Origin of the sequence: Pseudonocardia ailaonensis (genome assembly GCF_039531635.1) — a bacterium.
Taxonomy (GTDB): Bacteria; Actinomycetota; Actinomycetes; order Mycobacteriales; family Pseudonocardiaceae; genus Pseudonocardia; species Pseudonocardia ailaonensis.
On the sequence record NZ_BAAAQK010000009.1, the window covers coordinates 200,160 to 225,002 of the forward strand.

The 24,843-nt window shown below is 71.1% G+C and carries 22 protein-coding genes; 4 read left to right on the forward strand and 18 right to left on the reverse strand.

Features of this window, described 5'->3' with window-relative positions; translation table 11 throughout:
• Positions 1–54: 54 nt before the first annotated feature.
• From ABD324_RS16840 to ABD324_RS16885, 10 genes are all read right to left on the reverse strand, one after another.
• On the reverse strand, positions 55–1,278 hold the full coding sequence (locus ABD324_RS16840) for an acyl-CoA dehydrogenase family protein (protein ID WP_344417664.1): 1,224 nt from the start codon (positions 1,276–1,278) through the stop codon (positions 55–57).
• Positions 1,275–2,456, reverse strand: coding sequence for an acyl-CoA dehydrogenase family protein (locus ABD324_RS16845; protein ID WP_344417666.1), 1,182 nt, complete (start codon positions 2,454–2,456; stop codon positions 1,275–1,277). Before ABD324_RS16845 ends, ABD324_RS16840 begins: the two co-directional genes overlap by 4 nt.
• Positions 2,453–3,445, reverse strand: coding sequence for a Rieske 2Fe-2S domain-containing protein (locus ABD324_RS16850; RefSeq protein WP_344417668.1), 993 nt, complete (start codon positions 3,443–3,445; stop codon positions 2,453–2,455). The genes ABD324_RS16845 and ABD324_RS16850 overlap by 4 nt, the downstream gene beginning before the upstream one ends.
• Before the next feature lie 2 nt (positions 3,446–3,447).
• Positions 3,448–4,455 (reverse strand): alpha-ketoacid dehydrogenase subunit beta, encoded by a 1,008-nt coding sequence (locus ABD324_RS16855; RefSeq protein WP_344417670.1) that lies wholly within the window; start codon positions 4,453–4,455, stop codon positions 3,448–3,450.
• A complete protein-coding gene (locus ABD324_RS16860; protein WP_344417672.1) occupies positions 4,443–5,453 on the reverse strand; it encodes a thiamine pyrophosphate-dependent dehydrogenase E1 component subunit alpha in 1,011 nt (336 codons plus the stop codon). The genes ABD324_RS16855 and ABD324_RS16860 overlap by 13 nt, the downstream gene beginning before the upstream one ends.
• Positions 5,450–6,958 (reverse strand): class I adenylate-forming enzyme family protein, encoded by a 1,509-nt coding sequence (locus tag ABD324_RS16865; RefSeq protein ID WP_344417674.1) that lies wholly within the window; start codon positions 6,956–6,958, stop codon positions 5,450–5,452. Before ABD324_RS16865 ends, ABD324_RS16860 begins: the two co-directional genes overlap by 4 nt.
• Before the next feature lie 67 nt (positions 6,959–7,025).
• The gene (locus tag ABD324_RS16870; RefSeq protein WP_344417676.1) at positions 7,026–8,309 is read right to left on the reverse strand and encodes a pentapeptide repeat-containing protein; all 1,284 of its coding nucleotides are present in this window, start codon (positions 8,307–8,309) and stop codon (positions 7,026–7,028) included.
• An 80-nt stretch (positions 8,310–8,389) separates the two neighbouring features.
• Entirely contained in the window at positions 8,390–9,349 is a 960-nt protein-coding gene (locus ABD324_RS16875) for an enoyl-CoA hydratase-related protein (RefSeq protein ID WP_344417678.1), read from the reverse strand.
• Positions 9,346–10,122, reverse strand: a complete 777-nt coding sequence (locus ABD324_RS16880; protein ID WP_344417679.1) for an SDR family NAD(P)-dependent oxidoreductase — start codon at positions 10,120–10,122, stop codon at positions 9,346–9,348. The genes ABD324_RS16875 and ABD324_RS16880 overlap by 4 nt, the downstream gene beginning before the upstream one ends.
• Entirely contained in the window at positions 10,119–11,273 is a 1,155-nt protein-coding gene (locus ABD324_RS16885; protein WP_344417680.1) for an acyl-CoA dehydrogenase family protein, read from the reverse strand. The genes ABD324_RS16880 and ABD324_RS16885 overlap by 4 nt, the downstream gene beginning before the upstream one ends.
• Positions 11,274–11,365: 92 nt before the next feature.
• On the opposite strand from ABD324_RS16885, the gene ABD324_RS16890 reads away from it, so the two are divergent.
• Positions 11,366–12,169 (forward strand): enoyl-CoA hydratase/isomerase family protein, encoded by an 804-nt coding sequence (locus tag ABD324_RS16890; protein WP_344417681.1) that lies wholly within the window; start codon positions 11,366–11,368, stop codon positions 12,167–12,169.
• Positions 12,170–12,260: 91 nt separating this feature from the next.
• Here the strand turns inward: ABD324_RS16890 and ABD324_RS16895 are convergent, their stop codons facing one another.
• The 5 genes from ABD324_RS16895 to ABD324_RS16915 form a co-directional block, all read right to left on the reverse strand.
• Positions 12,261–13,133 carry an NAD(P)-dependent oxidoreductase gene (locus ABD324_RS16895; protein ID WP_344417682.1) on the reverse strand — a complete coding sequence of 291 codons (873 nt, stop codon included), beginning with the start codon at positions 13,131–13,133 and terminating at the stop codon, positions 12,261–12,263.
• A gap of 56 nt (positions 13,134–13,189) precedes the next feature.
• Positions 13,190–13,594 carry a VOC family protein gene (locus ABD324_RS16900; protein WP_344417684.1) on the reverse strand — a complete coding sequence of 135 codons (405 nt, stop codon included), beginning with the start codon at positions 13,592–13,594 and terminating at the stop codon, positions 13,190–13,192.
• A 37-nt stretch (positions 13,595–13,631) separates the two neighbouring features.
• Positions 13,632–15,008 carry an MFS transporter gene (locus ABD324_RS16905; RefSeq protein ID WP_344417686.1) on the reverse strand — a complete coding sequence of 459 codons (1,377 nt, stop codon included), beginning with the start codon at positions 15,006–15,008 and terminating at the stop codon, positions 13,632–13,634.
• Positions 15,009–15,080: 72 nt separating this feature from the next.
• Entirely contained in the window at positions 15,081–17,402 is a 2,322-nt protein-coding gene (locus tag ABD324_RS16910; RefSeq protein ID WP_344417688.1) for an enoyl-CoA hydratase, read from the reverse strand.
• On the reverse strand, positions 17,399–18,553 hold the full coding sequence (locus ABD324_RS16915; protein ID WP_344417690.1) for an acyl-CoA dehydrogenase family protein: 1,155 nt from the start codon (positions 18,551–18,553) through the stop codon (positions 17,399–17,401). The genes ABD324_RS16910 and ABD324_RS16915 overlap by 4 nt, the downstream gene beginning before the upstream one ends.
• A gap of 143 nt (positions 18,554–18,696) precedes the next feature.
• Here ABD324_RS16915 and ABD324_RS16920 point away from each other — a divergent pair, with 143 nt between their 5' ends.
• Positions 18,697–20,157, forward strand: coding sequence for a TetR family transcriptional regulator (locus ABD324_RS16920; protein ID WP_344417692.1), 1,461 nt, complete (start codon positions 18,697–18,699; stop codon positions 20,155–20,157).
• A 4-nt stretch (positions 20,158–20,161) separates the two neighbouring features.
• Positions 20,162–20,959 (forward strand): SDR family NAD(P)-dependent oxidoreductase, encoded by a 798-nt coding sequence (locus ABD324_RS16925; protein WP_344417694.1) that lies wholly within the window; start codon positions 20,162–20,164, stop codon positions 20,957–20,959.
• A 13-nt stretch (positions 20,960–20,972) separates the two neighbouring features.
• On the opposite strand, the gene ABD324_RS16930 is transcribed toward ABD324_RS16925, so the two are convergent.
• Both ABD324_RS16930 and ABD324_RS16935 read right to left on the reverse strand, forming a co-directional pair.
• On the reverse strand, positions 20,973–21,896 hold the full coding sequence (locus ABD324_RS16930; RefSeq protein WP_344417696.1) for a carotenoid biosynthesis protein: 924 nt from the start codon (positions 21,894–21,896) through the stop codon (positions 20,973–20,975).
• Between the two features lie 14 nt (positions 21,897–21,910).
• The gene (locus ABD324_RS16935) at positions 21,911–22,936 is read right to left on the reverse strand and encodes an aldo/keto reductase (RefSeq protein ID WP_344417698.1); all 1,026 of its coding nucleotides are present in this window, start codon (positions 22,934–22,936) and stop codon (positions 21,911–21,913) included.
• Positions 22,937–23,035: 99 nt separating this feature from the next.
• Between ABD324_RS16935 and ABD324_RS16940 the strand changes: the two genes are divergently transcribed.
• Positions 23,036–23,623: a TetR/AcrR family transcriptional regulator gene (locus tag ABD324_RS16940; protein ID WP_344417700.1), complete on the forward strand. Its 588-nt coding sequence runs from the start codon at positions 23,036–23,038 to the stop codon at positions 23,621–23,623.
• Positions 23,624–23,675: 52 nt separating this feature from the next.
• Here ABD324_RS16940 and ABD324_RS16945 read toward each other — a convergent pair whose 3' ends face one another.
• Positions 23,676–24,842 (reverse strand): serine hydrolase domain-containing protein, encoded by a 1,167-nt coding sequence (locus ABD324_RS16945; protein ID WP_344417702.1) that lies wholly within the window; start codon positions 24,840–24,842, stop codon positions 23,676–23,678.
• Between the last annotated feature and the right edge of the window lies 1 nt (position 24,843).

Sequence of the window (24,843 nt, forward strand, 5' to 3'; positions counted from 1 at the left end):
GGCCCGAACCGCTCCGCGCTCGGCCCCGGTCCGGGTGACGCGGCGCAACCGCGGTCATCGCGGAGATCCGCCGACGCCGTCCGCGACCATGCTAGAGGACCGCGGGTCCCCGGCGGCGTCCCCGCCCGGGACCGCGCCGAGGGCCGCCCGAGCCACGCGGCGGCGGTGCCAGCGGGTGTCGCCGAACAGCGCGTCGTTGAGCAGCAGGCGCTTGAGGTAGCGATGCGGCACCGCTTCCCAGGTGAAGCCGATCCCCCCGTGCACCTGGATGCAGCTCCGGGCGACCGCCACGGCCGGCTCACCGAGCTGCGCCTTCGCCACCGACGCGGCGTGCGCCAGGTCCGCAGCCCCGCTGCCGCGGTCCGCGGCCCCCATCGCGATCTTCAGTGCCTCCCGGCCGGCCTCCACCGAGACGAACATGTCCACACACAGGTGCTTGACGGCCTGGAAGCTGCCGATCGCACGACCGAACTGCCGTCGCTGTCCCGCGTAGGCGACGGCGGCTTCCATCGCACTCTCGGCGACGCCGAGCGAGTCCGCGGCCAGACCGATCGCGCCGAGCTCACGAACGAGGGAGACGACCTCGTCGGCGTCGACGCCGTCCGCGACCACGGCGGACGCGTCCACCCGGACGTCGTCGAGCACCAGCCGGCCGACCGAGCGGGTCACGTCGTGCATCCGGCGGACCTCGACCCGGGCCCCGTCGGCCGGGAGATCGACCGCGAACACGACGCCCGCGCCGTCCAGCACACCGGCGACGAGGCATACCGAGGCGCTGCCGAGGTCGAGCACGAAGTCGACCGTCCCGCCCACCACGAGCGTGTCGCCCTCCCTGCGGACGGTCGTCGGCAGCGGGCGACCGGCATCCCCGAACGCGACGGCGCCCAGGACCGCCCCGGTGGTCAGCCCGGGCAGGTATCGCTCCGCCACCTCCCGTCGCCCTCCACGCAGGATCGCCGACGGAACCAGGAGCGCCGACGACAGGTACGGGCTCGGGACGAGCCCGCGGCCGAGCTCGGTGAGCACGACCGCGACCTCCGCCGCCGTGGCAGGTGGCTCGCCGTCGTCGTCGGGGACGAGCAGCGCGAGCAGGCCGAGGTCGGCCATGTCCTGCCAGAGCGCCGGGTCGTGGGGCAGCCCGGCCTCGGCCGCGTCGCCGGTCCGGAGCAGCGCGTTGACGTCCGTACGGCCGGCCCACCGGTGGAGCAGCCGCCGCACCGAGAGCTGGAGCTCCTCTCGGACCTCTGCGCGCTCGGTCTCTTCCAGGGTGACGGTCATCGGATCTCCGGTTCACGAGGTAGCCCGAGCGCACGCTCGCCGATCAGGTTGCGTTGGATCTGGCTCGTGCCGCCCGCGATGGTCCAGGTCCACGAGTTCAGGTGGTCGTGCATCCAGTGTCCGGACGTGTAGGAGTCGAGCACCTCGTCCTCGTGGACCACCTGCGTCTCGCGCCCCAGGGTCGCCACGGCCTCGGCCGTGACCCGCTGGATGAGGTCCCCGAAGTAGAGCTTCAGGATCGCCGCCTGCGGACCCACCGGCCGGCCGGCCGCGGCTTCGGCGACGGTCCGCATACCGAGCGAACGCAGCACCTCGCTCTCGACGAGGCCGCGACCCAGCCCTTCGACGACGACGTCGTCGCTGTCGAGACCTTCGCGCGCGACGGCGGCCGTGTACTTCTGCAGGAGCACGTCGAACCGCTCGAAATGTCCGACGTTCGCGGTACCGCGCTCGGAGTTGAGCGTCGATGCCGACACCGCCCAGCCGTTGTTCTCGCCGCCGAGCACCGCCGACTCGCTCACCCGGACGTTGTCGAGGAAGATCTCGTTGAACTCGGCCCCGCCCGTGATCTTGCGGGTGTTGCGCACCTCGACGCCGGCGGAGGTCATGTCGACCAGGAAGATGCTGAGACCGCGCCGCTTCGGCGCCGCCGGGTCGGTCCGCGCGAGGAACATCCCCCAGCGGGCCAGGTGCGCGTAGCTCGACCACACCTTGTGTCCGTTGAGGACGAACGAGTCGCCGTCGCGATCTGCGCGCATCCTGAGCGCCGGGAGGTCCGATCCCGCCTCGGACTCCGAGAAGCCCTGGCACCAGACCTCGCCACGGAGCATTCCGCCGAGGTGCTGCAACTGCTCGGGCGTGCCGTGGTCCAGCAGGGTCCGCGCGATCTGGTTCAGCGCCACGTTGAAGGCCAGGATCTCGGGCGCGTTCGCGCGAGCGAACTCCTGGTGCAGGACAGCCTGTTCCATCAGCGTGGCACCGCCGCCGAACTCGGCGGGCCAGTGCGGGACCGCGTAGCCCGCCTCCACCAGGGTGGCGAGCCAGCGGCGCTGCAGTCCGATGTTCTCCTGCGTCTCGGCCCGTGCCCATTCCGACCGCCAGTTCCGCGGAACGTTGGCGGCGAGCCAGGCGCGCAGGCTCCCCCGATACGCGTCGAGATCCTCCCCCGGTCCGCTCACGTGCCCGCCTTGACCTCGGGATAGAACTCACGGGACCACCGACGCATCGCGAAGTAGGGCTTGGCCTCGTAGGCGGTGAGCGGGGGCCGCTGGATGTACTCCATCTGCTGCCAGATGACGATGTCCGCCTCGAGGTTGTCGCGCAGGACGTCGACGTTGCGCAGCGCGGCCTCGCTCAGCTCCGTGTCCGTCGAGGTGTCCTCGGAGACGTCGGACCGGAACGCCGCCGCCGCGAAGAAGTCGCTGTGCTCGGAGTCGACCGGGGTTGCCGACTGGATGTGGATCGAGCGGCCCTTCTGCCCCTGGCCGCGCACGACGACGGTGCCGACCCCCCAGACGGAGTTGTCGAAGCTCACCATGACCCGGTTGTCGGGGTCGTCGGGGAACGGGATCGAGAGGGAGGACCTGAACATCGTGCCCTCGGGCCCGTAGCTCTCGATGCGGCACGGGTACTTGTACTTGTGGACCCATTCGAGGTGGACGGCGTCCACGACGTTCTCGATCACCCACTGCGGTCGCAGCCGCAGCGACCGCCACGTCATGGTGGCCTCCTCGATACGGATGGTCGAGAACTCGCCGCTGTCGTACTCAGGGACGAAGGGCGGGTCCCACTCGGGCGCGCCGCGGTCCTGGTCGTACCACATCCAGATGATGCCGTGGGTCTCCCGGACCGCCGAGCAGGCGAGCTTGCGGTTGCGCTGGGTCCGGTCGGCATAGGGGATGTCGACGTTCTGGCCCTCATGGCTCCAGCGCCATCCGTGGAACGGGCAGATGATGTCGTCGCCCGCGACCGTGCCGCCGTAGCCCAGGTTCGCGCCGAGATGCGCGCAGTGCGCACTGAGCACCCGCACAGCGCCGGACTCGCCGCGGAACATGACGAGATCCTGGTCGAAGTACCTGACCGGCTTGACGTCGCCGGCGTCCAGCTCACGGGACCAGCCGATCTGGTACCAGCCGGTCGCGTACGAGTTCGGAACCTCGATCTCCATGGTCACCCCTTGCTGTCGACGAACGAACGGTGAACGTACGAAACGGTGGCGACGGCCGCGTCGACCACGTGGTGGACCTCGGGGAGATAGCGCTCCTCGAGCCGGCGCGAGCCGGGGACCGGGACGTTGGCGGTGCACACCCGGCGCACCGGTGCGCGAAGCGAGCCGAACGCCTCCTCGCCCACCAGCGAGGCGACGGACGCACCCCACCCGAGCTGGGCGGGTGCCTCCTCGACGACGACGAGCCTGCCGGTCTCCGCGACCGAGGCCAGCACCGTCCCGGCGTCCAGGGGGACGACCGACCGGAGGTCGATGACGGTGGCGTCGATGTCCTGTGCCGCGAGCTCCGCGGCAGCGGCCTGCGCGGTCGGCACCGTCGAGCCGAGCGCCGCGATGGTGAGGTCCTGGCCCGTGCGGCGGACCGCGGCCTGCCCGAGCGGGATCACGAGCTCACCGTCCGGCACCTCGCCCTTGGTGGCGAGGAGCGCCTTGGACTCCAGGACGAGGACCGGGTCGTCGTCCCGGATCGCCGCGGCCATCAGGCCCTTCATGTCCGCGGGCGTCGAGGGCGACACGATCTTGAGCCCGGGCACCGTCATCGCCCAGGTCTCGACGGCCTGGGAGTGCTGGGGGCCGAACCCGATCCCCGCGCCGTTGGCCGCCCGGATCACCAGCGGTGCCCCGAACTGGCCGGCGGTCATGTACCGGGCCTTCGGAATCTCGTTCACGACGTAGTCCCAGCACACGGCGAGGAAGTCCGCGAACATGATCTCCGCGACAGGCCGCATGCCGGTCATCGCGGCGCCGAGGGCCGCACCGAGGATCGCCTGCTCCGCGATGGGAGTGTCGAAGACACGCTGCGCACCGAACTCGTCGTAGAGACCGCGGCTGGTCTTGAACACACCGCCGGCCTTGGCGACGTCCTCTCCCAGCAGGATCACCGACTCGTCACGCAGCATCTCCTGCCGCAGGCCGGCCGCCGCCGCGTTCCGATAGGTCAGTGTCGCCATCCGGAGCTCCCATCCGCCCACAGGTCGCGCAGGATCACGGCCGGATCGGCCATCGCGTCCGCCTCGGTCTCGTCACAGGCCGCCGACACCTCGTCGTCGACCGCCCGCTCGGCCGAGGCGATGTCCGCCTCGCCGACCCCGCCTGCCGTCAGGAGGGCGCGGTACGCCGGGAGCGGGTCCCTGGCCAGCCAGGCCTCGACCTCGTCCGCGGGCCGGTACTTCGCCGGGTCCCCGTGGGCGTGCCCCGTGTGCCGGTAGGTGAGAGCCTCGATCAGGGTCGGACCGTCGCCCGCACGGGCCCGGTCGAAGGCCCGCCCGGCGGCCTGCTCCACGGCGACCAGGTCGTTCCCGTCGATGAGCTCGGCGGGCACGCCGTTCGCCGCGGCGCGGTCGAACGCCGGGTTCTTCACGGCGGTGACCTCTGTCGTCGTCGTGTATTCCATGTACAGGTTGTTCTCGCACACGAACACCACCGGCAGGCTCCACACCGCCGCCAGGTTGAGTGCCTCGTGGAACGCCCCGATGTTGGTGCCGCCGTCGCCGAAGAAGCAGACGGCGACGCCGCCCGTGCCGCGGAGCCTGTGCGACAGGGCGACCCCGTTCGCGATCGGCAGCTGCGCGCCGATGATCGCGTACGAGCCGAGGAAGCCGTGTTCGGCGGAGGTCAGGTGCAGGGAACCGCCCTTGCCCCCGCACACGCCACCGGAGCGGCCGAGCATCTCCTTCATGAGGCCCGCGAGCGGGGCACCCCACGAGATCGCGTGCCCGTGCCCGCGGTAGGTGCAGAGCATCGAGTCCTGTTCCTGCCGGCAGGCGGCGAACCCGACCGACACCGCTTCCTGGCCGGTGGCCAGGTGGATCGGCCCGGTGGTCATGTTGCTCATGGCGTACCGGGCGGCGCGCTGCTCGAAGACGCGGATCCGGTACATCTCGGCATAGGCCTCGAGGCGCAGGGAGACAGCGGGTCCGGTCTCCGTGAGGGTCGATTCGATGCTCATGCCGGCAGCAGGTGCTTCCTGATCTTGCCGAGCGCCGTGCGCGGCATCGTGTCGATCACGCGGATCTCCCGGGGCACCTTGTACCGGGTGAGCCGCTCGGCGCAGTAGGCGCCCAACGCCGCCTCGAGACCGTCGGCGTCGGTCCCCTCGGTGGGCAGCACGAAGGCCACGACCTTCTCCCCCAGCCGCTCGTCGTCGCGGCCGACGACCGCGCACGCAGCCACGGCGGGATGCTGGTGCAGCACGCTCTCCACCTCGATTGCCATCACGTTGAAGCCTCCACTGATGATGATGTCGCCCTGCCTGCCCGCGATGCGGAGATAGCCGTCCTCGTCGAAGGCCGCGAGATCGTTGAGCGGGATCCAGGGCGGCTCGCCGTCGGGCTCGGGCTGATGGAAGTAGCGACGGATGATGCCCGGGCCGCGTATCTCGACCTCGCCGATCTCCCCGACCGGGACCGGTCGGCGGTCCGCGCCGAGGAGCCGGACCTCGACACCCGGGAACGGCACGCCGACGGTGTGGTTCTTGTGCGGGGTCTCGCTGAGGGAGCAGACACTGATGTTGCCCTCCGACGCGCCGTAGCCCTGGAAGATCTCGGCCGCGGGGAACGCCACCGCGAGCTCGGCGAGCAGCTCCGTCGACACGGGCGCGGCCCCGACGATGACCTTCCGGACGCTCGGGAAGGACTCCAGCCCGCGCTCGCGGCCGAGGCGGACGACCATCCGGAAGATGGTCGCCGACCCGATCAGGTAGCTCCCCTCGCCCTTCTCGAGCGACTCGACGATCTCGCTCGTCGACGGCTTCGCCAGCAGTTTCGCCGACCCGCCGAGGAGAATCGTCCCCCAGGCCATGCCGCCTCCCGTGTGGCCCAGCGGGAGGAACACGAGGGAGACGTCGTCCGGCCCGATCGGGACCTTCCGGATCCACTTGCCGATGTTGTTGAGAAGGAAGCCCTCGTGCGTCTGGACGGAGCCCTTCGGCTCACCCGTGGTGCCCGAGGAGAACCAGACGACGAACGGCCGATCCGCCGGCACGGGCGCGGGCAGCTCGTCGGTCCCGCCGTCGACGGCGTCGACGGCGGCGAGCGGGTCCGCCGCCGTCCGGTCGAGGACGACGAAGCACCGCACGCCCAGCCGTTCCGCGGCCGCGGCGGCGGCCGACGGGTCCGGTGTGGCGGCCACAAGGACGTCCGTGCGCGCCGCCCGTACGAGCTTCTCGACCTCGTGCGTGGTGGCCCCCTCGCTCATCGGCACGAGGATCGCGCCCAGCCGCGCGGCCGCGAAGCACACCATCACGGATTCCGGGGTGTTACCCAGGACGGCGCCGACGGTGTCCCCCTCGCGGACCCCGCGGGCCCGGAGCCCGCGGGCGATCCGCAGCGCCGCGGTCTCGAGGTCGCCGAAGGTCCAGCGGGCACCGTAGAAGCTGAGCGCTTCGACGTCCGGTCTCTGCGTGGCAAGCTCGGCCAGGACCGAGAAGACGTTGCGGTTGCAGTCGATCTCCATTCCTCTCCCTCCGTCGATGGTCGGTACAATGGTCGACCCGGTGGCCGACGCGGTGTGCGTCCGTGGGTCAGCGAGGGGCACGGGCGGCGCCGGGCACCTCGTCGAGGACATCGGCCCACAGCCGGGCCGGGGGCTCCTGGCCGATGTCCACGGTGAGGACCTCGCACCGGTACTCCCGCGCCAGTTCCGTGAGCGCGAGGCGACGCTCGGCTGCCAGGTCGTCGGGAGAGCCCGCGCTCGACACCGACACGTACAGGTCGTGCATCCGGAGGAGGTCCCGGGTCCGGACGTGTCGGGTGTGGCGTGGTCCCAGCTCGCCCTCCACCAGCCAGGACTCGATCCCGTGATCTCGCCGCAGGTCGGCGGCGACCCGCTCGGCTCGACCCCGGTCGGCTGCGGCGAACCGCACCACCGCGGTGCCGCCCGGCCATCCGGCCCGGTTCTCGACGCCGGGACCGCGCTGCGTCGCCGACGCCCATTCGTCCGGGTCGATCTCGGCACCGGCGGTGATCACGTCCCCCACGACGGCGCCGCCGAGTCCGACCGTGACGAGCCGGGCCTGGGCGAGGTTGGCCCCGACCAGGTAGGCGTCGTCGAAGGACCCGCCCTGCACCGTCGCCCGCCGCCAGCTCGATCCGCCCAGGTCCGCACCCGCCAGGTCGACGTCGACGAGGGTCGCCCCGTCGAACTGGCAGGCGCCGAGGTCCGCCGAGGCCCCGCAGCCCTGGGTCCAGGTCACGCTCACCATGCGGGCCCCGACCAGGCTCGCCCTCGACAGGTTCGTCCTGGACAGGTTCGCGCCGGCGAACGACACCGTCCGCGCCAGGTCGTCGAAGCCCTCGGACGTGCCACGCCACATGGTGGACCAGCTCACGTGCGAGTGCGAGAAATCCGCGTCGGTGAGGTCGGCGCGATCGAAGATCGCCCCGAGGAGGTTCGCGTGCCGGAGGGTGGCCCGGGTGAGGTTCGCCGCGCTCAGGTCGGCCCCCAGCAGGTTCGCCTCCCCGAGGTCCGCGCCGGTCAGATCCGCTCCGCTCCACCGGGCAACCGCGCCGCGGAGGTCGGCACGACGCAGGACCGCTCCATGGAGGTCGACGCCCCGCAGGTCGGCGTCGTCGAGGCGGGCCCGCCGGAGGTTCGCCCACGCCAGGTCGGCGCCGCACAGGTTCGCCCCGGAGAGTCGGGCACCGGACAGGTTCGCCTCGCGGAGGTCGGCCTCGGCGAGGTCCGCCCCGCACAGATCCGCGCCGGCCAGATCCGCACCGCTGAGATCCGCACCCGCGAGGTTCGCGCCGCGCAGCGCTGCCCGGCGGAGGTCCCTCCCGGGTGTCGCGGTAATGGCATCGGGCATGGGGCGCCCTCTCACGTCCTTGTGGTTCTTACATAGCGATCGCTAAGTAAGGCTTTTATAGTCAGCCGGGTCGGCGAATGTCAAGATGATGTGCCCGCGCCGGGCCGGCCACGCTCCGGCTCTGCGGGAAGCCCCTCGGTCAGCGACGGGAGCACCTCGCCGACCCGGTCGGTGAAGACCGCGGCACGCTTCTCCAGAAATGCAGGAATGCCGTCGCGGGCGTCGGCCCCGACGCCACGGCGGTTCAGCGCGAGGGTCTCCGCCCGGTGAGCCTGCACCGGATGGGCGGCAGCCAGCATGCGCCAGACCAGCCTCCGGGTCACAGCGACCGACACCGGCGCGGCGGCGGCGATCTCGGCCGCGAGGACGCGGGCCGCGTCGAGCAGCTCGTCCGGGGGATGGAGGCTCCGCACGAGCCCGGCCGCGAGCGCCTCCGCGGCCCCGAACCGGCGGCCCGTCAGCAGCCATTCCAGGGCCTGCTGGGGGCCGACCAGCCGGGGCAGGAACCACGACGAGCAGGATTCGGGGCTGAGCCCGAGGCGGGTGAACGGCATCGCGAACGTGGCGGTGTCCGCGGCGAGCCGGATGTCCGCCGGGAGCAGCATCGTGGCGCCGACGCCGACGGCGGGACCGTTGACGGCGGCGATCACCGGCTTCGGACAGTCCCACATGCTCAGCGCCACCCGGCCCCCGCCGTCGAGCCGGACGGGGAGTTCCTCCCCCGGAACCCCCTCGAACACGGTGCCCGGCGGGGCGGTCGGGCTCGTCCGCCACCCGGCGAACACCTCGGTCGCGGTGGCTGCCTCGGCGAGGTGCATTCCTGCGCAGAAGGCGCGGCCTTCGGCCGTCAGCACCACGACCCGGACCTCGTCGTCGGCGGCGGCCTGCTCGAAGCAGGAGACGAGGTCCGACTCGGTCGCGTCGGTGAAGGCGTTGAGCCGCTCGGGCCGGGACAGGGTGATCGTCGCGACGTGGTCGCGCACGTCGTACGAGACCGAGTCGAGGACCAGCGACGACCCGGCCGGAACCGTCCCGGTCACAGCAGGGGCCGATCGGGACCGCCGCCGTCGACGGCGATCCGCTGACCGGTGACGTACGACGCGGACGGGGAGACCAGCCACGCCACCGCGGCCGCGACGTCCACGGGAGTGCAGACCCGGCCGAACGGGGACCCGGTCGCGTAGTCGGCAATCCCGGTGCCCACGATCGCCTTCGTCAGGCGCTCCCCCATCTCGGTCGCCACCAGGCCCGGCGCCACGACGTTCGCGCGCACCCCATGGGCACGTTCCTCCAGCGCCAGGGTCATCACGCAGGCCTCCAGCGCGGCCTTCGCCATGGTGTAGGGCGCCGACCGGCCGGGCACGGCCGTCGTGGCGGTCGAGGAGATCGCCACGACGTCGCCGCGACCCGCCAGGCGCATGTCCGGGAGCACGGCCTGCAGCAGGGTGATCGGCCCGAAGGCGTGTACCGCCATCATCCGGCGGAACTCCTCCGCCGACGTCGATGCGACATCGTGCCCCCGGCTCGCCGCGCCCGCGTTGCTGACCAGGATCTCCACCGGCCCGAGATCGTCCCGCACCGCTTCGGCCATCTCCGCGAGCGCGGCCTCGTCGTCCATCGCGGCCCTGTACGCACGGGCGTCGGTCCCGGACGCGCTGAGCGCGGCGACCACCTCAGCGGCCGCGTCCGCATCGCGGCGGTAGTGGACGGCGACGGCCGCCCCGTCCGCCGCGAGCCTGTGCGCTATCCCCCGTCCCACACCGCGGGAGGCCCCCGTGACGAGGGCGACCCGGCCCGTCAGTGGGCCGCTCACCGACGCCCCACCACGTCGCGGCCGATGATCTGCTTCATGATCTCGCTCGTACCCCCGAAGATGCGGGCGATCCGCGCGTCGACGTAGGCGCGTGCCACCGGGTACTCGAGCATGTAGCCGTAGCCGCCGAAGAGCTGCAGGCAGCGGTCGACGAGCCGGCCCTGCATCTCCGTCGCCCAGAGCTTGGCCTTCGCCGCGTCGACGGCGGTGAGGTCGGACGCGGTGTGGGCCATGATCGCCTTGTCGACGTAGGCGGTGGTGACGTCGAGCTCGGTGGCGAGCTCGGCGAGCACGAAGCGGGTGTTCTGGAAGTCGGCCACGGGCCGGCCGAAGGCCTCGCGCTCCCGCGTGTACTCCACGGTGGCCTCCAGGACCACCGCGGCGACGGCGATCGCCTGCACGGCGATCGAGAGCCGCTCCAGGGGGAGGTGCGTGGCCAGCTGGGCGAGGCCGCCACCCACGGACCCCAGCAGGTTGGTGTCGGGGACGAACACGTCCGTGAACGACAGTTCCGCCGTGTCCTGGGCGCGCAGGCCGATCTTGTCGAGCTTGCGGCCGCGGTCGAACCCGTCCATCCCGCGTTCGAGGACGAGCAGGCTGAAGCCCTTCGAGCCGCCGTCGGGATCGGTGCGGGCGACGGTGACCACGAGATCGGAATGGATACCGCTGGTGATGAAGGTCTTCGCGCCGTTCACCAGCCACCCGCCGTCGACCTTCCGCCCGGTCGTGCGGATCCCGCGCAGGTCGCTGCCCGTCCCCGGTTCGGTCATCGCGATCGCACCGATGAGCTCGCCGGCCGCCATCCCGGGCAGCCACCGCTCCTTCTGCTCGACCGTGCCCAGCGCCGCGACGTACGGCACGACGATGTCGTCCTGGAGGGAGAAGCTCGAGGCGAGGGATCCGGCCCCGACCCTGGCCAGCTCCTCGGCGACGACGGCCCGGAACCGGTAGTCCCGGACGCCGGTACCGCCGTGGTCCTCGGGGGCCGAGAGCCCGATGACCCCCTGCTTCCCCGCGGCGATCCACACGCTGCGGTCGATGAGCCGGTTCGTGTCCCACACCTCGAGGTGGGGTCGGACCTCGCGATCGACGAACTCCCGGACGCTGCCGCGGAAGTCCTCGTGATCGGTCTCGAAGAGACCACGTTCCATCGCCGCTGCTCCATTCCCGTTGCCGGCGCGGCCGTCCGCAGCGCCGAACGGCTACGGTAGACGAACTTATCGAACGCTAGCTAGGGGGAAGAATGTCTGTCGTCGCGGTCCGCCGGCCCCTCCCCGGGGTGATCGAGCTCGTGCTCGACCGCCCGGACCGGCTCAACGCCCTGACCAGGGAGGTCGTCGTCGAGCTGGACGCGAGACTCACGGAGGTCGCCCGCGACCCGGCATGCCGTGTGGTGGTCCTCACCGGTGCCGGCCGCGGCTTCTGCGCGGGTCTCGACCTCCACGGCTACGGCGACGAGGACGAGCCCGGCTACACCGGTTCGGCCCTTCAGCTCTTCGAACGGCAGCGCGACATCGCCGCGCTCGCGGTGAGCCTGCACGAGCTCCGGCAGCCGGTGATCGCGGCGGTCAACGGCCCCGCGGCCGGTGGCGGCCTGGCGCTGGCCCTGGCCGCCGACATCCGGGTGTGCGCAGCCGAGGCCGTCTTCGCGGTGTCGTTCATCCGGGCCGGGTACTCCGGGTGCGACATCGGGGTGTCCTGGCTGCTGCCGCGGGTGATCGGGGCCGGGCCCGCCCACGAGCTCATGCTGACCGGTCGTGCCTGCGACGCCCGGGAAGCCCTCCGCCTGGGGCTCGTGACCGACGTCGTCGCCGCGGACGAACTGCGCGAGCGGGCCTACCGCGTCGCCGAAGAGATCCTCCGGAACCCGCCGTTCTCGGTGGAGATGACCAAGGTGGGGATGTGGGCGGCGCTGCAGACGGCGTCGTTGCGCGACAGCGTCGAGTTCGAGAACCGCCAGCAGGTCCTCACCGCGCTCACCGACGACGCACAGGAGGCGCGAGCCGCTTTCCTCCAGAAACGGTCTCCGGTGTACCGGCGGGGATGAGCGCATCGTTCGGCCGAAGGCGGCCGATCCCCTGCGGGAACTCTCGGCCGGGCCGGCGCACCGAGCGCGGAGCCCGACCGAGAGACGCCGGTCAGGCCGGTCGCCCCGCGCTCGCCGCCTTCCGGAGGTCGTCGAGGCGCTCACCGAACACGCGCGGGGCGGCGCTGGTCGCGGCCCCGGCGATCTCCGGCGCACGACCACGCTCGGCGCCGATCCGGACGGCGTCCCGGATGTCCTTGACGAGGAGGTGGAAGTCCGCGCCACGTCCGGCCTGCGGATGGGTCATGAGGAGGGTGTCGATCGTGCCCCAGTGCTCGACGATCCAGGAGCTGCCGCTGCTGGTCCTGACCACATCCAGGAAGGCCGACTCCTCCACACCGTAGGACTCCGCGATCGTGATCGCCTCGAGGGCGACGAGGTTGTTCGCGATCGTCATCATGTTGTTGCACAGCTTGACGACCTGCCCCGAGCCAGGAGTGTCGGAGATGCGGTAGGCGTGAGCGCTCATCGCGTCCCACAGCGGTCGTAGCCGCTCGAACGTCGTCGCCGTCGCCCCCACCATGACCGAGAGCGTGCCCGCGACCGCGCGGGCGTGCGAACCCGAGATCGGCGCATCGACGACCTCGACACCCTGCCCCGCCGCCTCGTCGGCGAGCTGTCCCATGAGCTCCGGCGATACGGTGCTGTGCACGACGAGAGTGGATCCCGGCGCGAGCCCGGCGAACACCTGCGCCTGATCGACGAAGCCGCGCAGCTGCCGGTCGTCGACCAGGCAGACGCACAGGATGCGCGACCGCCCGAGCAGCTCGTCCGTGCTCGCGGCCCAGTCGCCACCCCAACCCCGGACCTCGGGTTCCAGCTCTGCGCGCAGGTCGTGCGCAAGGAGGTCCAGTCCGCTGCGGGCGTAGTTCGCGGCGATGCCGGCGCCCATGTCGCCGAGCCCGACGAACCCGACAACGCCCACTGGATCCCTGTCGTCCGATTGCATCTGTTCTCCTCCGTACTCGTCGTGGCCGGACATCAGTGGGTCTCGATGAGTTCCATCTGGACACCGTGGAGGTCCTTGGGGTGGATGAAGGTCACCCTGCCGAGGAACGTGTCCTGTGGCGGGTCGTGGAGCGGACCGATTCCCCGGGCCTTCAAGGACGTCAGGACGGTGCCGAGGTCCTGGGTCCTGAGCTGGATCAGGAAGACGCCCTCGCCCCTCTTCTCGACGAATCGCGCGATCGCCGTGTCCGACCGGGTGGAGGCCAGCAGGTGGATGTACAGCCCACCCACGGCGAAACGCGTCCCACGCAGACCGGGAAACGCGAAGTCGTCCGCCCCCATTGCCTGGCCGGGAGATCCCAACAGCGACTCGAACCGCGCGGTCGCCTCGTCGAGATCCCGTACTGCGATGTTGATTCCGTAGAGTCCGTCGATCATGCTGGCGCCTTCTGTCTCGAAAGGGGCTCCGGGCCGGTCAGCTGGAGGCGAGGGGATCCGTCTCGTGCTGCGGGCTCACGGTGGAGAGCCGTCGGCTCGCCGCGAGAGCGGCAGGGATGAGGAGCAGCAGGAGCGGCCCGACGGCAGCGGGGATGACGAAGACGTAGAAGTTCCATTCGACGGGCCATCCGGATGCCAGGACCCAGCCGCCGACCTGGGGGCCGGCCACCGCGCCGAGCCGCCCCAGCCCGAGCCCCATGCCGAGCATCGAGCCGCGGAGATCGGAGGGCATGACCTCGGTGACGTAGCCGCCGATGATGACCGACGTGCCCCAGGAGCCGATCCCGGCGCCGAACAACGCGATGTAGAAGAGCACCGGTGTCGGGCTGAGGCTGAGGACGACGAGCGCGACGACGGCGACGCCGAACGCCCCACAGGCCGCCAGACGTGCGCCGATCCGGTCGGCGACCCGGGAGAGCGTCCACATCCCGAAGACACCGCCACTGCTGAGCACGACCAACGACGTGAGCGCGGACCCCAGTGGGTAGCCGGCCGCTCGCATGATCTGCGGCAGCCAGGTGTTCAGACCGTAGGACAGCAGCAGGGCGATGAAGTACGCCCCGACGAACAACAGGGTGATGCGGGCGTAGCGCTTGCCGAACAGAACGGTGAAGGCGTTTCCGGTGCGTTCCGCCCGCCCGCCCGACGCCTGCTCCGCCTCGTCGACGGACCAGGCGCGCCCGTACTTCGCTGCAATCGCGCGAGCGTCCGCGAACCGGCCCTTCGAGTTCAGCCACTCGATCGACTCCGGAAGGAACGCGAGGGCGACCGGGACCACGGTGACCAGCGGTATCGTGCCGATCCAGAACATCAGCCGGAAACCGTGGTCGGCGATGAAGGCCAACGCCAGCAGCGCGGACACCACGCCCCCGAAGCCGTAGCCGCTCTGGACCAGTCCGTTGAACAGGTTGCGTCGCGCCCTCGGCGCATACTCCACACCCAACGTGATCGCGGCGGGGAGCACACCGCCGAGCGCGAGGCCGCCGAGGAACCGGAACAGGCCGAACAGCTCGGGGTTCGGCGCGATCGCACAGAGCCCCATGCTGAGGGAGAAGAAGGCGACGGACGCGATGAGGACCTTGCGCCGGCCGAACGTGTCGGTGAGCAGTCCGCTCAGCGAGGCACCGACCAACATGCCCGCGAGGGCCAGGCTGGCCAGGGTGCCGACGGCCGGAGCATCGAGATTCCACTCCTTGTACTCCAGCAACGACGGGACGACCGACCCGTAGATGACGATGTCGTAGCCTTCGGCGAAGATCGCCGCGAAACAGATGGCAGCGATGAACATCGAACGACGGCTCGACCGCCGCCGGTCCTCGGGAACGTCCGTCAGGGTCTCTTCATTCTCGGTCATGCCTCGACCTCACAGTGGGTGACGGCTCCTGCACGCAGGAGGGAAGGGGAATCGTGCCGCGTTCTCCTTGCACTACTTGCCACGCAGGTCCAGCAACCGCCGGATCTTGCCCTCGCCGCCGAGCCCGGTGTACGGGCTGAGCTCGCCGGCCTCGACGACCTCGACGTCCACCCGTACCCCGAGCGCATTCTTCAGCGCGGCCTCGAGATCCGGGCGCAGGGCGCCGGCGTCGACCTCCGACGAGCCGCGCTCGACGCGGATCGTCATCTCGGTCCTGCTCGCCAGCCCGGTGCCGGCGCTGTGCAGGACGCAGAGGAACTGACCGTTGGTACGCGGGTCGGCGCGGACCGGGTCCTGGCACGCCATGGGGAACACGTTCTGGCCGCGCAGCTTCACCATCTCGTCGCTGCGGCCGGTGAGGCCGCTGAGGCGGGTCGTCACGAGCCCGCAGGCGCACCGGTCACGCGGCAGGATCGCCAGGGCGTCCTTGGTGTTGAACCGGATGATCGGCGGCACGTTCCGGTGCAGGGAAGTCGCGACGAGATCACCCGGACCACCCGGGTCCGCGGGCCGCGACGGATCGTCGACGTCGACGGTCTCGAGGTACACGGTGTCCTCGCTGACGTGCCGCCCGTTCTGCTCCCGGCACTCGAAGGCGATCATGCCGATCTCGTGCGTCCCGTAGATGTCGTAGACCGGCGCCCCCCATGCCTTCTCGAGCGCCCTGCGCAGCTCCCCCGTGCTGTCGTTCCCGAGCATCGCCTGGATGTAGCGGGTCGGCAGGGAATGCAGGTCGAACCCGACGGCGTCGGCCACCTCGGCCAGCCGCCCGAGGTACTCGCCGAACGCGTGCCAGCCGTTCGTCCCGTAGGCCGACGCGAGCTCGAGCTGGCGCTCGGACGGAGTGACCAGACCGGACCCGGTCGTCACGGGTACGGCGCCGAGCCAGTGCTGCAGCCCCGTCGTGACCGACCAGGGACCGTTGGACAGCGAGGTGGTGACCGGGATCTGGATGACGTCACCCGGCCGGGCCCCCATCGCCCAGAAGGCGCGGGCGGCCTGCACCGCCTGGACCTCCCACGCGGTGATGTCGAACATCGTGGGCCGCGGCAGCCCCGTCGTCCCTCCGCTCGTCTGCAGCTTGAGCGGCAGGTGGTTCAGCATCGTCTCGCGGTCGAACGGATGGTGGTCGCCGAACGGGGGGCTCTCGTCTATCGCGACCTTGAGATCGTCACTGGTGAACAGGGGGACGTGCCGGAGATCCTCGATCGATCTGACCGAGCCCTCGTCCAGCCCCGCGGCGGCCCAGCGCTTCCGGTAGAAGGGCACCTGCCACGCGTCCCGCATGCGCGCCCGCAGCCGCTCGTCCTGGAGCTCGCGGATCTGCTCGTCCCCGTAGAGCCCCACCGTCTGCTCGAACAGCGGCGGCGGCGGATAGTCGGCCATGAAGGCATCCCAGTCCAGTGCCTTCCAGTAGTAGGGAACCTCCACGCTCACAAGGACCTCCTGGGCTCTCTGGTGCTCATTGCCGTGGACGGCCGGAAGCCGGGACCGACCGGCGTCGCGCACGTGTTCTGTTCCTGACGGGTCGACGATCGACCCGAACCGGGCCAGGTTGTTGGCGTGGCCCAGGTTGTGGAGGGCGAACGCCACGTCGATCGCCTGCTGCATCCCCTGCGCGTCCGAGGACCGGTTGACGCTCGTCTTCGCCAGCCGCAGCCCGAACGGCGAACGCCGGGCGATGCGCCGGGCGAGCTCGAGTGTCTCCTCCTCGAGTCGTCCCGGCTCCACGACCCTGTTGACCATGCCCATCGCACGGGCCTCGTCGGCGCCGATCGGTTCGCCGGTGAACAGCAGCTCCTTGGCCCGGCGGGCGCCGAGCTCGAAGGCGTGCACGAAGTACTCGGCGCCGTTGACCCCGAACGCCGCCACCGGGTCGGCGAAGGTGGCGTCGCGGGCGGCGACGACCAGGTCCATCGGCCACACCAGCATCAGGCCACCGGCGATGACCCGGCCCTGCACCTGCGCGATGGTCGGCTTCGGCAGCTCCCTCCAGCGCCGGCACAGCCCGAGGAAGGCCTCGCACTCGAAGGCCAGATGGCCCTCGACCCCCGGCGCGTCGAACCCGCCCCCCATCGTGGCGGTCGGCGGCCCCGGAAGCCGGAAGGGGGCCGCGAGATCGTGGCCGGAGGAGAAGTCCGGGCCGTCCGCCGCGAGCACGATCACGCGCACCTCGGGATCGGCCGCCGCAGCCGCCAGAGCGGCGTCGAGCTGGTAGAGCAGGGCGGGGTCCTGGGCATTGCGCTTCTCGGGGCGCGCCAGGTGGATGCGGGTCACCCCGTCGGCAGGCATCTCGACGCGGACCCTGGCGTCCGGAGCCGCGGGCGGGATCATCGGGCCTCCGCCGTCGCCGCGGGCGGGTCGACCAGGCTGCGCCCGACGATCTCCTTCATGATCTCGTTGGTCCCGCCGTAGATGCGTTGCGCACGGGCGGACGTGTACATCCGGGAGATGGGGTACTCGTCCATGTAGCCGTAGCCACCGAAGAGCTGCAGGCACCGGTCGACGACCATGCCCTCGAGGTCGCTGAACCACATCTTCGCCATGGAGACCGTCACGTCGTCGAGCTCCCCCGCGTCGAGGCGCCCGACGCAGTCGTCGAGGAAGGCACGCGCCACGCGGGCGTGGGTGGTGCAGTCCGCGATCTCGAACCGCACGTGCTGCTGGGCGATGAGCGGCTTGCCGAAGGCGCACCGCTCGTTCACGTACCGGGTGGTCAGCTCGACCGCGCGCTCGATCGCCGCCGTGGCGGTGACCGCCACCAGCAACCGTTCCTGGGGAAGCTGGCCCATCAGCATCGCGAAGCCGGCCCCCTCCTCACCGAGGCGGTGTCGCGCGGGCACCCGGACCGAGTCGAGGAAGAGCTCGGCCGTGTCCGACTCGTGCTGGCCCATCTTGTGGAGGACCCGCCCCACCCGGAAGCCGGGGCAGTCCGCGGTCTCCACCACGAAGAGCGAGATCCCCCGCCCGCGGGCAGTCGGATCGGTCGTCGCGGCGAGCAGCACGAGATCGGCGGTGGCGCCGTTGGTGATGAAGGTCTTCGTCCCGGTCAGCAGGTAGTCGTCGCCGTCACGGACGGCCCTGGTGCGGAGTGCCTGCACGTCCGATCCCGAGTCGGGCTCCGTCATCGCGAGCGCGCCGATCATCCGGCCGGCGGCCATCTCCGGGAGCCAGCGACGCCGCTGCTCGACAGAGCCGTATCGCACGATGTAGTGCGGGACGACGACGTTGTGGACCTGCATCGGGGCCGGGGAGAGGCCACTGCGCACGAAGGCGTCCAGCACCACGAAGTCGTCGAGGACGCTGCCGCCGCCACCCCCGTCCTCCTCGGGCACACCGCAGCAGAGCAGACCGTGTTCCGCCGCAGCGGTCCAGAAGCTCCGGTCGAGGTGCTGCTGCTCCCGCCACCGATCGACGGCAGGCGCACCTTCGCGGGCCGCGAACCGTGCCGCCAGCGCGTGCAACGACCGCCGCTCCTCCGTCATCCACGCCGAGGGGCGCAAGTGAACCTCCGATACTTCAGATCCGTCTTCGTTGATCGGCCTGGAGGCCGTGACAGGGGGCATGGTTCCCCGTCCTTGGCCCTTAAGTCAATAGCTGCTAACGTCAAGAGGGCCAGGATGAGCAGGTGGCCAGCGTCGACGCCGACGAGGAGGAGCTGCCGCCGTCGACCCGCTCACGGACGTGTGCGGCCCTGTCGACGGGAGTTGCAGGCATGATCCTGGGACGACAGGACCCGCGGCACATCGCTGCCGCCACGATCGCGAGGGGCATGGACATCACCGACCAGGCTGTGGAACACGATGTGGTGCGACGCCCTCGCGATCGCAAGGACGTCATCGCCCGCAATGCCGCTGCCCTGTTCGCGGCCGACGGCTTCAACGCGGTGCGCATGGGCGACATCGCCGCCGCGACCGGAATCACGGCCGGCGCGTTGTACCGCCATTTCCGGAACAAGCAGGAGCTGCTGTCCGAGATCGTGAACACCAGCCAGTGGCGATACCTGCACGCGCTGGAACAGGCCGAGACCGCCGCGCGGGCGAGCGCGAGCCGGTCCGACGAGAAGCGGGCCCTCCTGCGCGGTCTGGCTGCCGCCTCTCTGGACAGCGGACATTTCGCGGTCCTCTGGCAGCGGGAGTCGCGCTATCTCACCGACGACGATCGGGCCGGGCTACGAGCCCGCCTCAGGAGCATGGCCGAGCGAGTCGTCCGACAGCTCGACATCCACGGTGCCGGTGCCGAGTCGACCGGATGGATACTGATCGCGGTGCTGTCCAGCCCGGGCCACCATGTCCAGTCGTTGCCGCGGCTCCGCCTCGAACGGCTGCTGGTCAATGCCTGTTACTCCGTACTGGGCTCGGCGCCGGCCGCCTTCGATGCCGATCGTGTCGAGGATGCCCGCAGAGCCCACGGGGACAGGGCGGAACCTGCCGGGTCTCCGCTCCTCTCCCGTCGCGAGCAGCTGCTCGAGGCCGCTGCGCGACAGTTCCAGCGGCTGGGCTACTCCGCGGTCGGGATCAACGACATCGCGGCGGAGGCGGGCATGGCGGGCCCCGCGATCTACCGGCACTTCGGGGCCAAGGCAGAGATACTGGTGGCGCTGGTCGAGCGGTTCCACGAATGGAACGTGTACGAGGCGCGTCACGCACTGCGAGCCGCCGCGTCCGAGGATCCGGAAGGCCAGCTACGACGCCTGGTCCACGCGTACGTCACGGTGGCGCTCGCCCACCCGGACCTCGTCGCCGTCGTCGTCACCGAATGGCTGGACCTGCCGGACCCGGACCGCGACCGGCTCCAGCGGCTGCGCAACGACCTGGTGGCCGAGTGGCACGAACGGCTGCTCTGCTGCCGACGGGACCTCGACCGCCAGGAGGCGATGCTCCTGGTACGAACGGCCATGGTGGCCGTCGAGGACACGGTTCGGATTCCGCACCTGCTCACCGCGAACGGCCCTGCCCTGTCCCGCCAGCTCGAGGCGGTTGCGACCTCCATCCTGCTCCGCACGCCCACCACCTTCGAGGACGACCGGACGACGACGGACGAGCACTCCGGCGACACCCCCTCCCCCGCGCCCACCGGCCGGAGCTAGCACGATGCGAGCGCCGACGGCACGTGGTTCCGGGCGCCGGACGGCGATCGTCACAGGAGCCGGCAGCGGGATCGGACGGGCAATCGCCCATCGCCTCGCTCGCGACGGTCTCGCGGTCCTCGTCGCCGACCGCTCCCGGCGCCGCGCGGTCCGGGTGAAGGACGAGCTGCGGGCGGACGGGGCCGAGGCCGAGGCCCAGGGCTGCGACGTCACGGACGAGGGCGCCGTCGACGACCTGGTGGCCCGAGTGCAGGACTGGAGTGGACGGGTCGACGTCCTGGTCAACAACGCCGGCATCGCCGAACCGCAGGCGTCGTTCGAGGACCAGGATCCTGCGCTGTGGGACAGCGTCATCGGCGTCTCCCTCCACGGAACCCGGCGCTGCAGTCTCACGGTCGGCGAACGGTTCATGCTGCCCGCCGCGGGCGGTCGCATCATCAACATCGCCTCCGTGGCGGGCATGGTCGGTCTCCCGACCATGCACGCCTACTCGGCCGCGAAGGCCGCGGTCATCATGTTCACCCGCACCCTGGCGTGCGACTGGGCCCGGCACGGCGTGACCGTCAACGCGATCGCGCCGGGCTACGTCAACACCCCGCCGGTCGCTGCCCTCGCGCCGCGAGGCGAACTGGACATCGAGCAGCTGCAGAGGCGGATCCCGGTGGGGCGCCTCGGCGAGCCCGAGGAGGTGGCTCACGCAACGGCCTTCCTCGCCCACCCGACCTCGGCGTACGTCACCGGCGTCGTCCTGCCCGTCGACGGCGGGTGGACGGCATTCGGTGGCGCAGGAGCCGCGCGGTGACCGTCCGCGTCGGCTACCTCGGCGCGGGAGACGGTGGCGTCGAGGCGAGCTTGGTGGCCGCCAGCATGACCATGACGACCGGTCCGAAGAGGTTGAAGCTGAACAACCCCTCGTAGAGGTCGGCGGTGTTCCAGATCCGTCCGGCGGCGTCGCTCACGAGGCGGTGGTCGTCACCGAAGAACTGGATCATCGTGACGGCGCACAGCATGAAGTAGACGGCCACGGCGAGCGCGAGCGGCTCACGCCGCTCACCGCCCGCGGGCAGGCGTGAGGCCGTCCGTCCGCGGCTGAGCACCAGGGCGAAGATCTGGTAGAAGACGTAGGTGACGAACCACCACCCGAGGTAGTTGGTCCACGGCACGCCGTAGACGCCGCCGCCGTTCGTCCAGACCCACGCGTGCTGCACGGTCGAGGAGGCGGAGTCGCTTCCCAGGTCGAACATCGTCATCAGCGCGGCGGCGAGGGCGGGTAGCGCGACGACGGTGACCCGCCTGCCGGGAGCGCTCCGATCCGCGAGTCGCCGGTCCGCTCCGTCCAGCAGGGTCGACGCGACCAGCCAGCAGATCATCCCGAGGGCGCAGTAGGCCACGGCGACCTGGATCGGGAAGTCGATGATCCGCGGGCTGGTGCCCGGGTAGGAGTAGTGGCCGAACGGGAACCCGGTCGCGATGCTCAGGTTCTCGAACACGTTCGCCACGACGAACGTCACGACCAGGTAGGTCGCGGCCGTCCACCAGCCGTAGCGGCGCCCCGCGAGCACCACGGCGAGCGGCACCGACGCGAAGATGACGATGTTGCCGGGGATGCCGAGGATCGGCATGAGGACGGTGGCGAGCGCCGCGAGCCCGGTGAGGACGCGGGCGGCGACGTCCCAGCCGCCCCGCGCGTATGGGGTACCGGCAGCGCGGGTGTCCGGGGTGGGCGTGACGGTGGACATGGCGACCCTCCGGTTCAGGCTGCGGGACGCTCGGCGGCGGGGCGGCGGCGCAGGTCGGCGCGCAGGATCGCCGGCGGGTGGTACGCCATGTCGAGGGCGCCGACGTCGGTGCCCGGCGGGATGACGGCATCGACGGCATCGAGGATCTCGTCGGTCAACACGACCTCGCTGCCCGCGAGCAGGTCGTCGAGCTGGTCCATTGTGCGGGGGCCGATGATCGCCGAGGTGACGCCGGGATGGGCGATCGCGAACGCCATCGCGAGGTGCGTGAGCGACAGACCCGCCTGCTCCGCGATCGGGATGACCCGCTCGACGGTGTCGACCCGACGCTCGTCGGTGAGGTGACCGAAGTACGTCGCGCGGCGCAGGTCGGTGGGTGCGCCCCTGCGGACGCGGCCGGTCAGCATGCCCTGCGCGAGCGGGCTCCAGACCAGGGTCCCCATGCCGAAGCGCTCGGCGACGGGCAGCACCTCCCGCTCGATTCCCCGGTTGAGGATCGAGTAGGTCGGCTGTTCGGTCCGGAACCGGTGCAGCCCGCTGCGCTGCGCCACCCACTGGGCCTCGACGATGTCCGACGCCGGCATGGTCGACGAGCCGATCACCCGAACCTTGCCTGCCCGGACCAGGTCGGTCAGGGCCGACAGGGTCTCCTCGACGTCGACCTCCGGATCCGGCCGATGGATCTGGTAGAGGTCGATGTAGTCGGTGTCGAGCCGACGCAGGGAGTCCTCGACCGCCCGCATGATCCAGCGCCGCGACGTGCCCCGCTGGTTCGGGCCCGGGCCCATCGGGTTCGACAGCTTGGTGGCCAGCACGACGTCGTCGCGGCGGCCGACCAACGCCTTCGCCACGATCTCCTCGGACTCCCCGTGGGAGTACACGTCGGCGGTGTCGATGAGGTTGATGCCCGCGTCGAGGGCCTTGTGGATGATGCGGACCGCGTCCTCGTGGTCCGGGTTGCCGATGGAGCCGAACATCATGGCTCCCAGTGCGTAGGGACTGACCTTGATTCCGGTGCGGCCCAGGTTCCGGTAGTGCATGCCCGACCTTCATTCCCGTATGCTCGGTAAGCGGAACGCTCTCTCAGATGAGAGCGAAGATACGGAACGTCGTCTCACTTAGCAACCGGGAGGACCTGCATGGGTGTCCCTGCACCGAGGTCCGCCCGGCGTGTCCGGGCCGACGCGCAGCGCAACATCGACGCGTTGGTCGCCGCCGCTCGCGAGATCTTCGCCGAGTCCGGGCTCGACGCGCCGGTCCGGGAGATCGCGGCGCGGGCCGGGGTCGGCCCGGCGACCCTCTACCGCCATTTCCCCGAGCGATCCGACCTCGCCACGGCGGTGTTCCGCCGCGAGGTCGACGCCTGCGCCGCCGCCGCCACCACCCTGGCCGTCGCGCACGAACCCTTCGACGCGCTGGTCCGCTGGGTGCACGAGCTGACCCGCTTCCTGGGTGGCATGCGCGGCCTCGCGGCCGCCGTCCACTCCGGCGACCCCGCGTTCGGCGCCCTGCCGTCCTACTTCCGCGAGCGCTTCGAGCCTGCCCTTCGGACGTTGCTCACGGCAGCGAGCGAGGCCGGCCGGGTGCGGAGCGACATCGAGCCGGGCGAGCTCCTGATGGCCCTCAAACAGCTGTGCTCGTCGGGAGACCGGGAGGCCAACGAACGGATGGTGGCACTGCTCGTCGACGGGTTGCGCCGCGAAGCAACCCGCGGCCCGGCCTCCTGACCACTCCGTCGCCGGTGAGTCGGATTCGGGATGCGGCGGGCGTCCGGGCGCGTCAGAGCTGGTCGACGCCGGCGCGGACCAGCTGGCAGATCTCCATCGCCGGGTTGAGGTGGTCGGGCACGGTGGTCAGCAGGTTGCAGGTGACGGCGACGCCGATCCCGCGCGAGGCGTCCCCGAAGGCGACCGCACCCCCGTTCCCGGTGTGCCCGAACGACTCGTGGTTCGGGCCGATCGGCCCGTACACCTGCTCCACCACCCCGCCCAGCAGGAACCCGACACCCTTGCGCAGCGGCACCTCGGTCACCGCGTCGACACCCTCGGCCCGGACCTCCAGCAGCCGCGGCAAGTAGCCGTCGCTCAGCAGCCGCGTGCCGCCGATCGTGCCGCCGTGGGCCAGCGCCCCGTACATCCGGGCGAGCGCGCGGGCACTGAAGTGGCCGTTGGCGGCCGGCGCGACCGCGCGGCGGATCCGGTCGTCGTTGAAGTCGACGTCGCTGTCCGGCGGCATCGCGTCGAGGACCGGGTGATCGGGCGGGAGCCGTGTCGTCGCCGAGCCGTCCTCCGCCACCGTCAGCCGGGTGAGCCGATCGGCCACCCGGTCGTCGATACCGATCATGAACTCGTCCGCGACACCGAGCGGCGTCGCGATCATGTCCTGCACGAAGCGGTCGATGCGCTGGCCGGTGACGTGGTCCACGATGCCGCCGCAGACCCAGCCCCACGACAGGGCGTGCATGCCGCTCCTCGTACCCGGCGTCCACGCCGGCTCCAGGTCCTCGATCCACCGGATCCCGGCATCCCAGTCCGCGAAGAACTCCGCCGTCAACGGGCGCGGCATCCGGTAGAGCCCACCCTGGTGACTCAACGCCTCCGCAATCGTGATGGCCTCCTTGCCGTTCTTCGCGAAGCCGGGCCAGTACTTCGCCACCGGGTCGTCGAGGTCGAGGTCACCGGCGTCGGCCAGGATGTGGACCGCCGTCGCCGCGACCCCCGTGGTCACCGAGGAGCTCGAGAACACCGAGTCCTCGCGCACCGGTCGCGGCTCGGCGAGACCCGCGTCGCCGGCCGCCACACCGACGATCTGCCGGCCGTGCCGGTACACCGCCACCTGGATCCCGAGCTGCTCGCCCCGCCCGATCTGCAGGTCGACGGTGCGGCGGACACGCGCCTCCAGCTCCCGCTCCGCCTGCGACCTGCCGCCGCCGACTGCGTTCGTCACC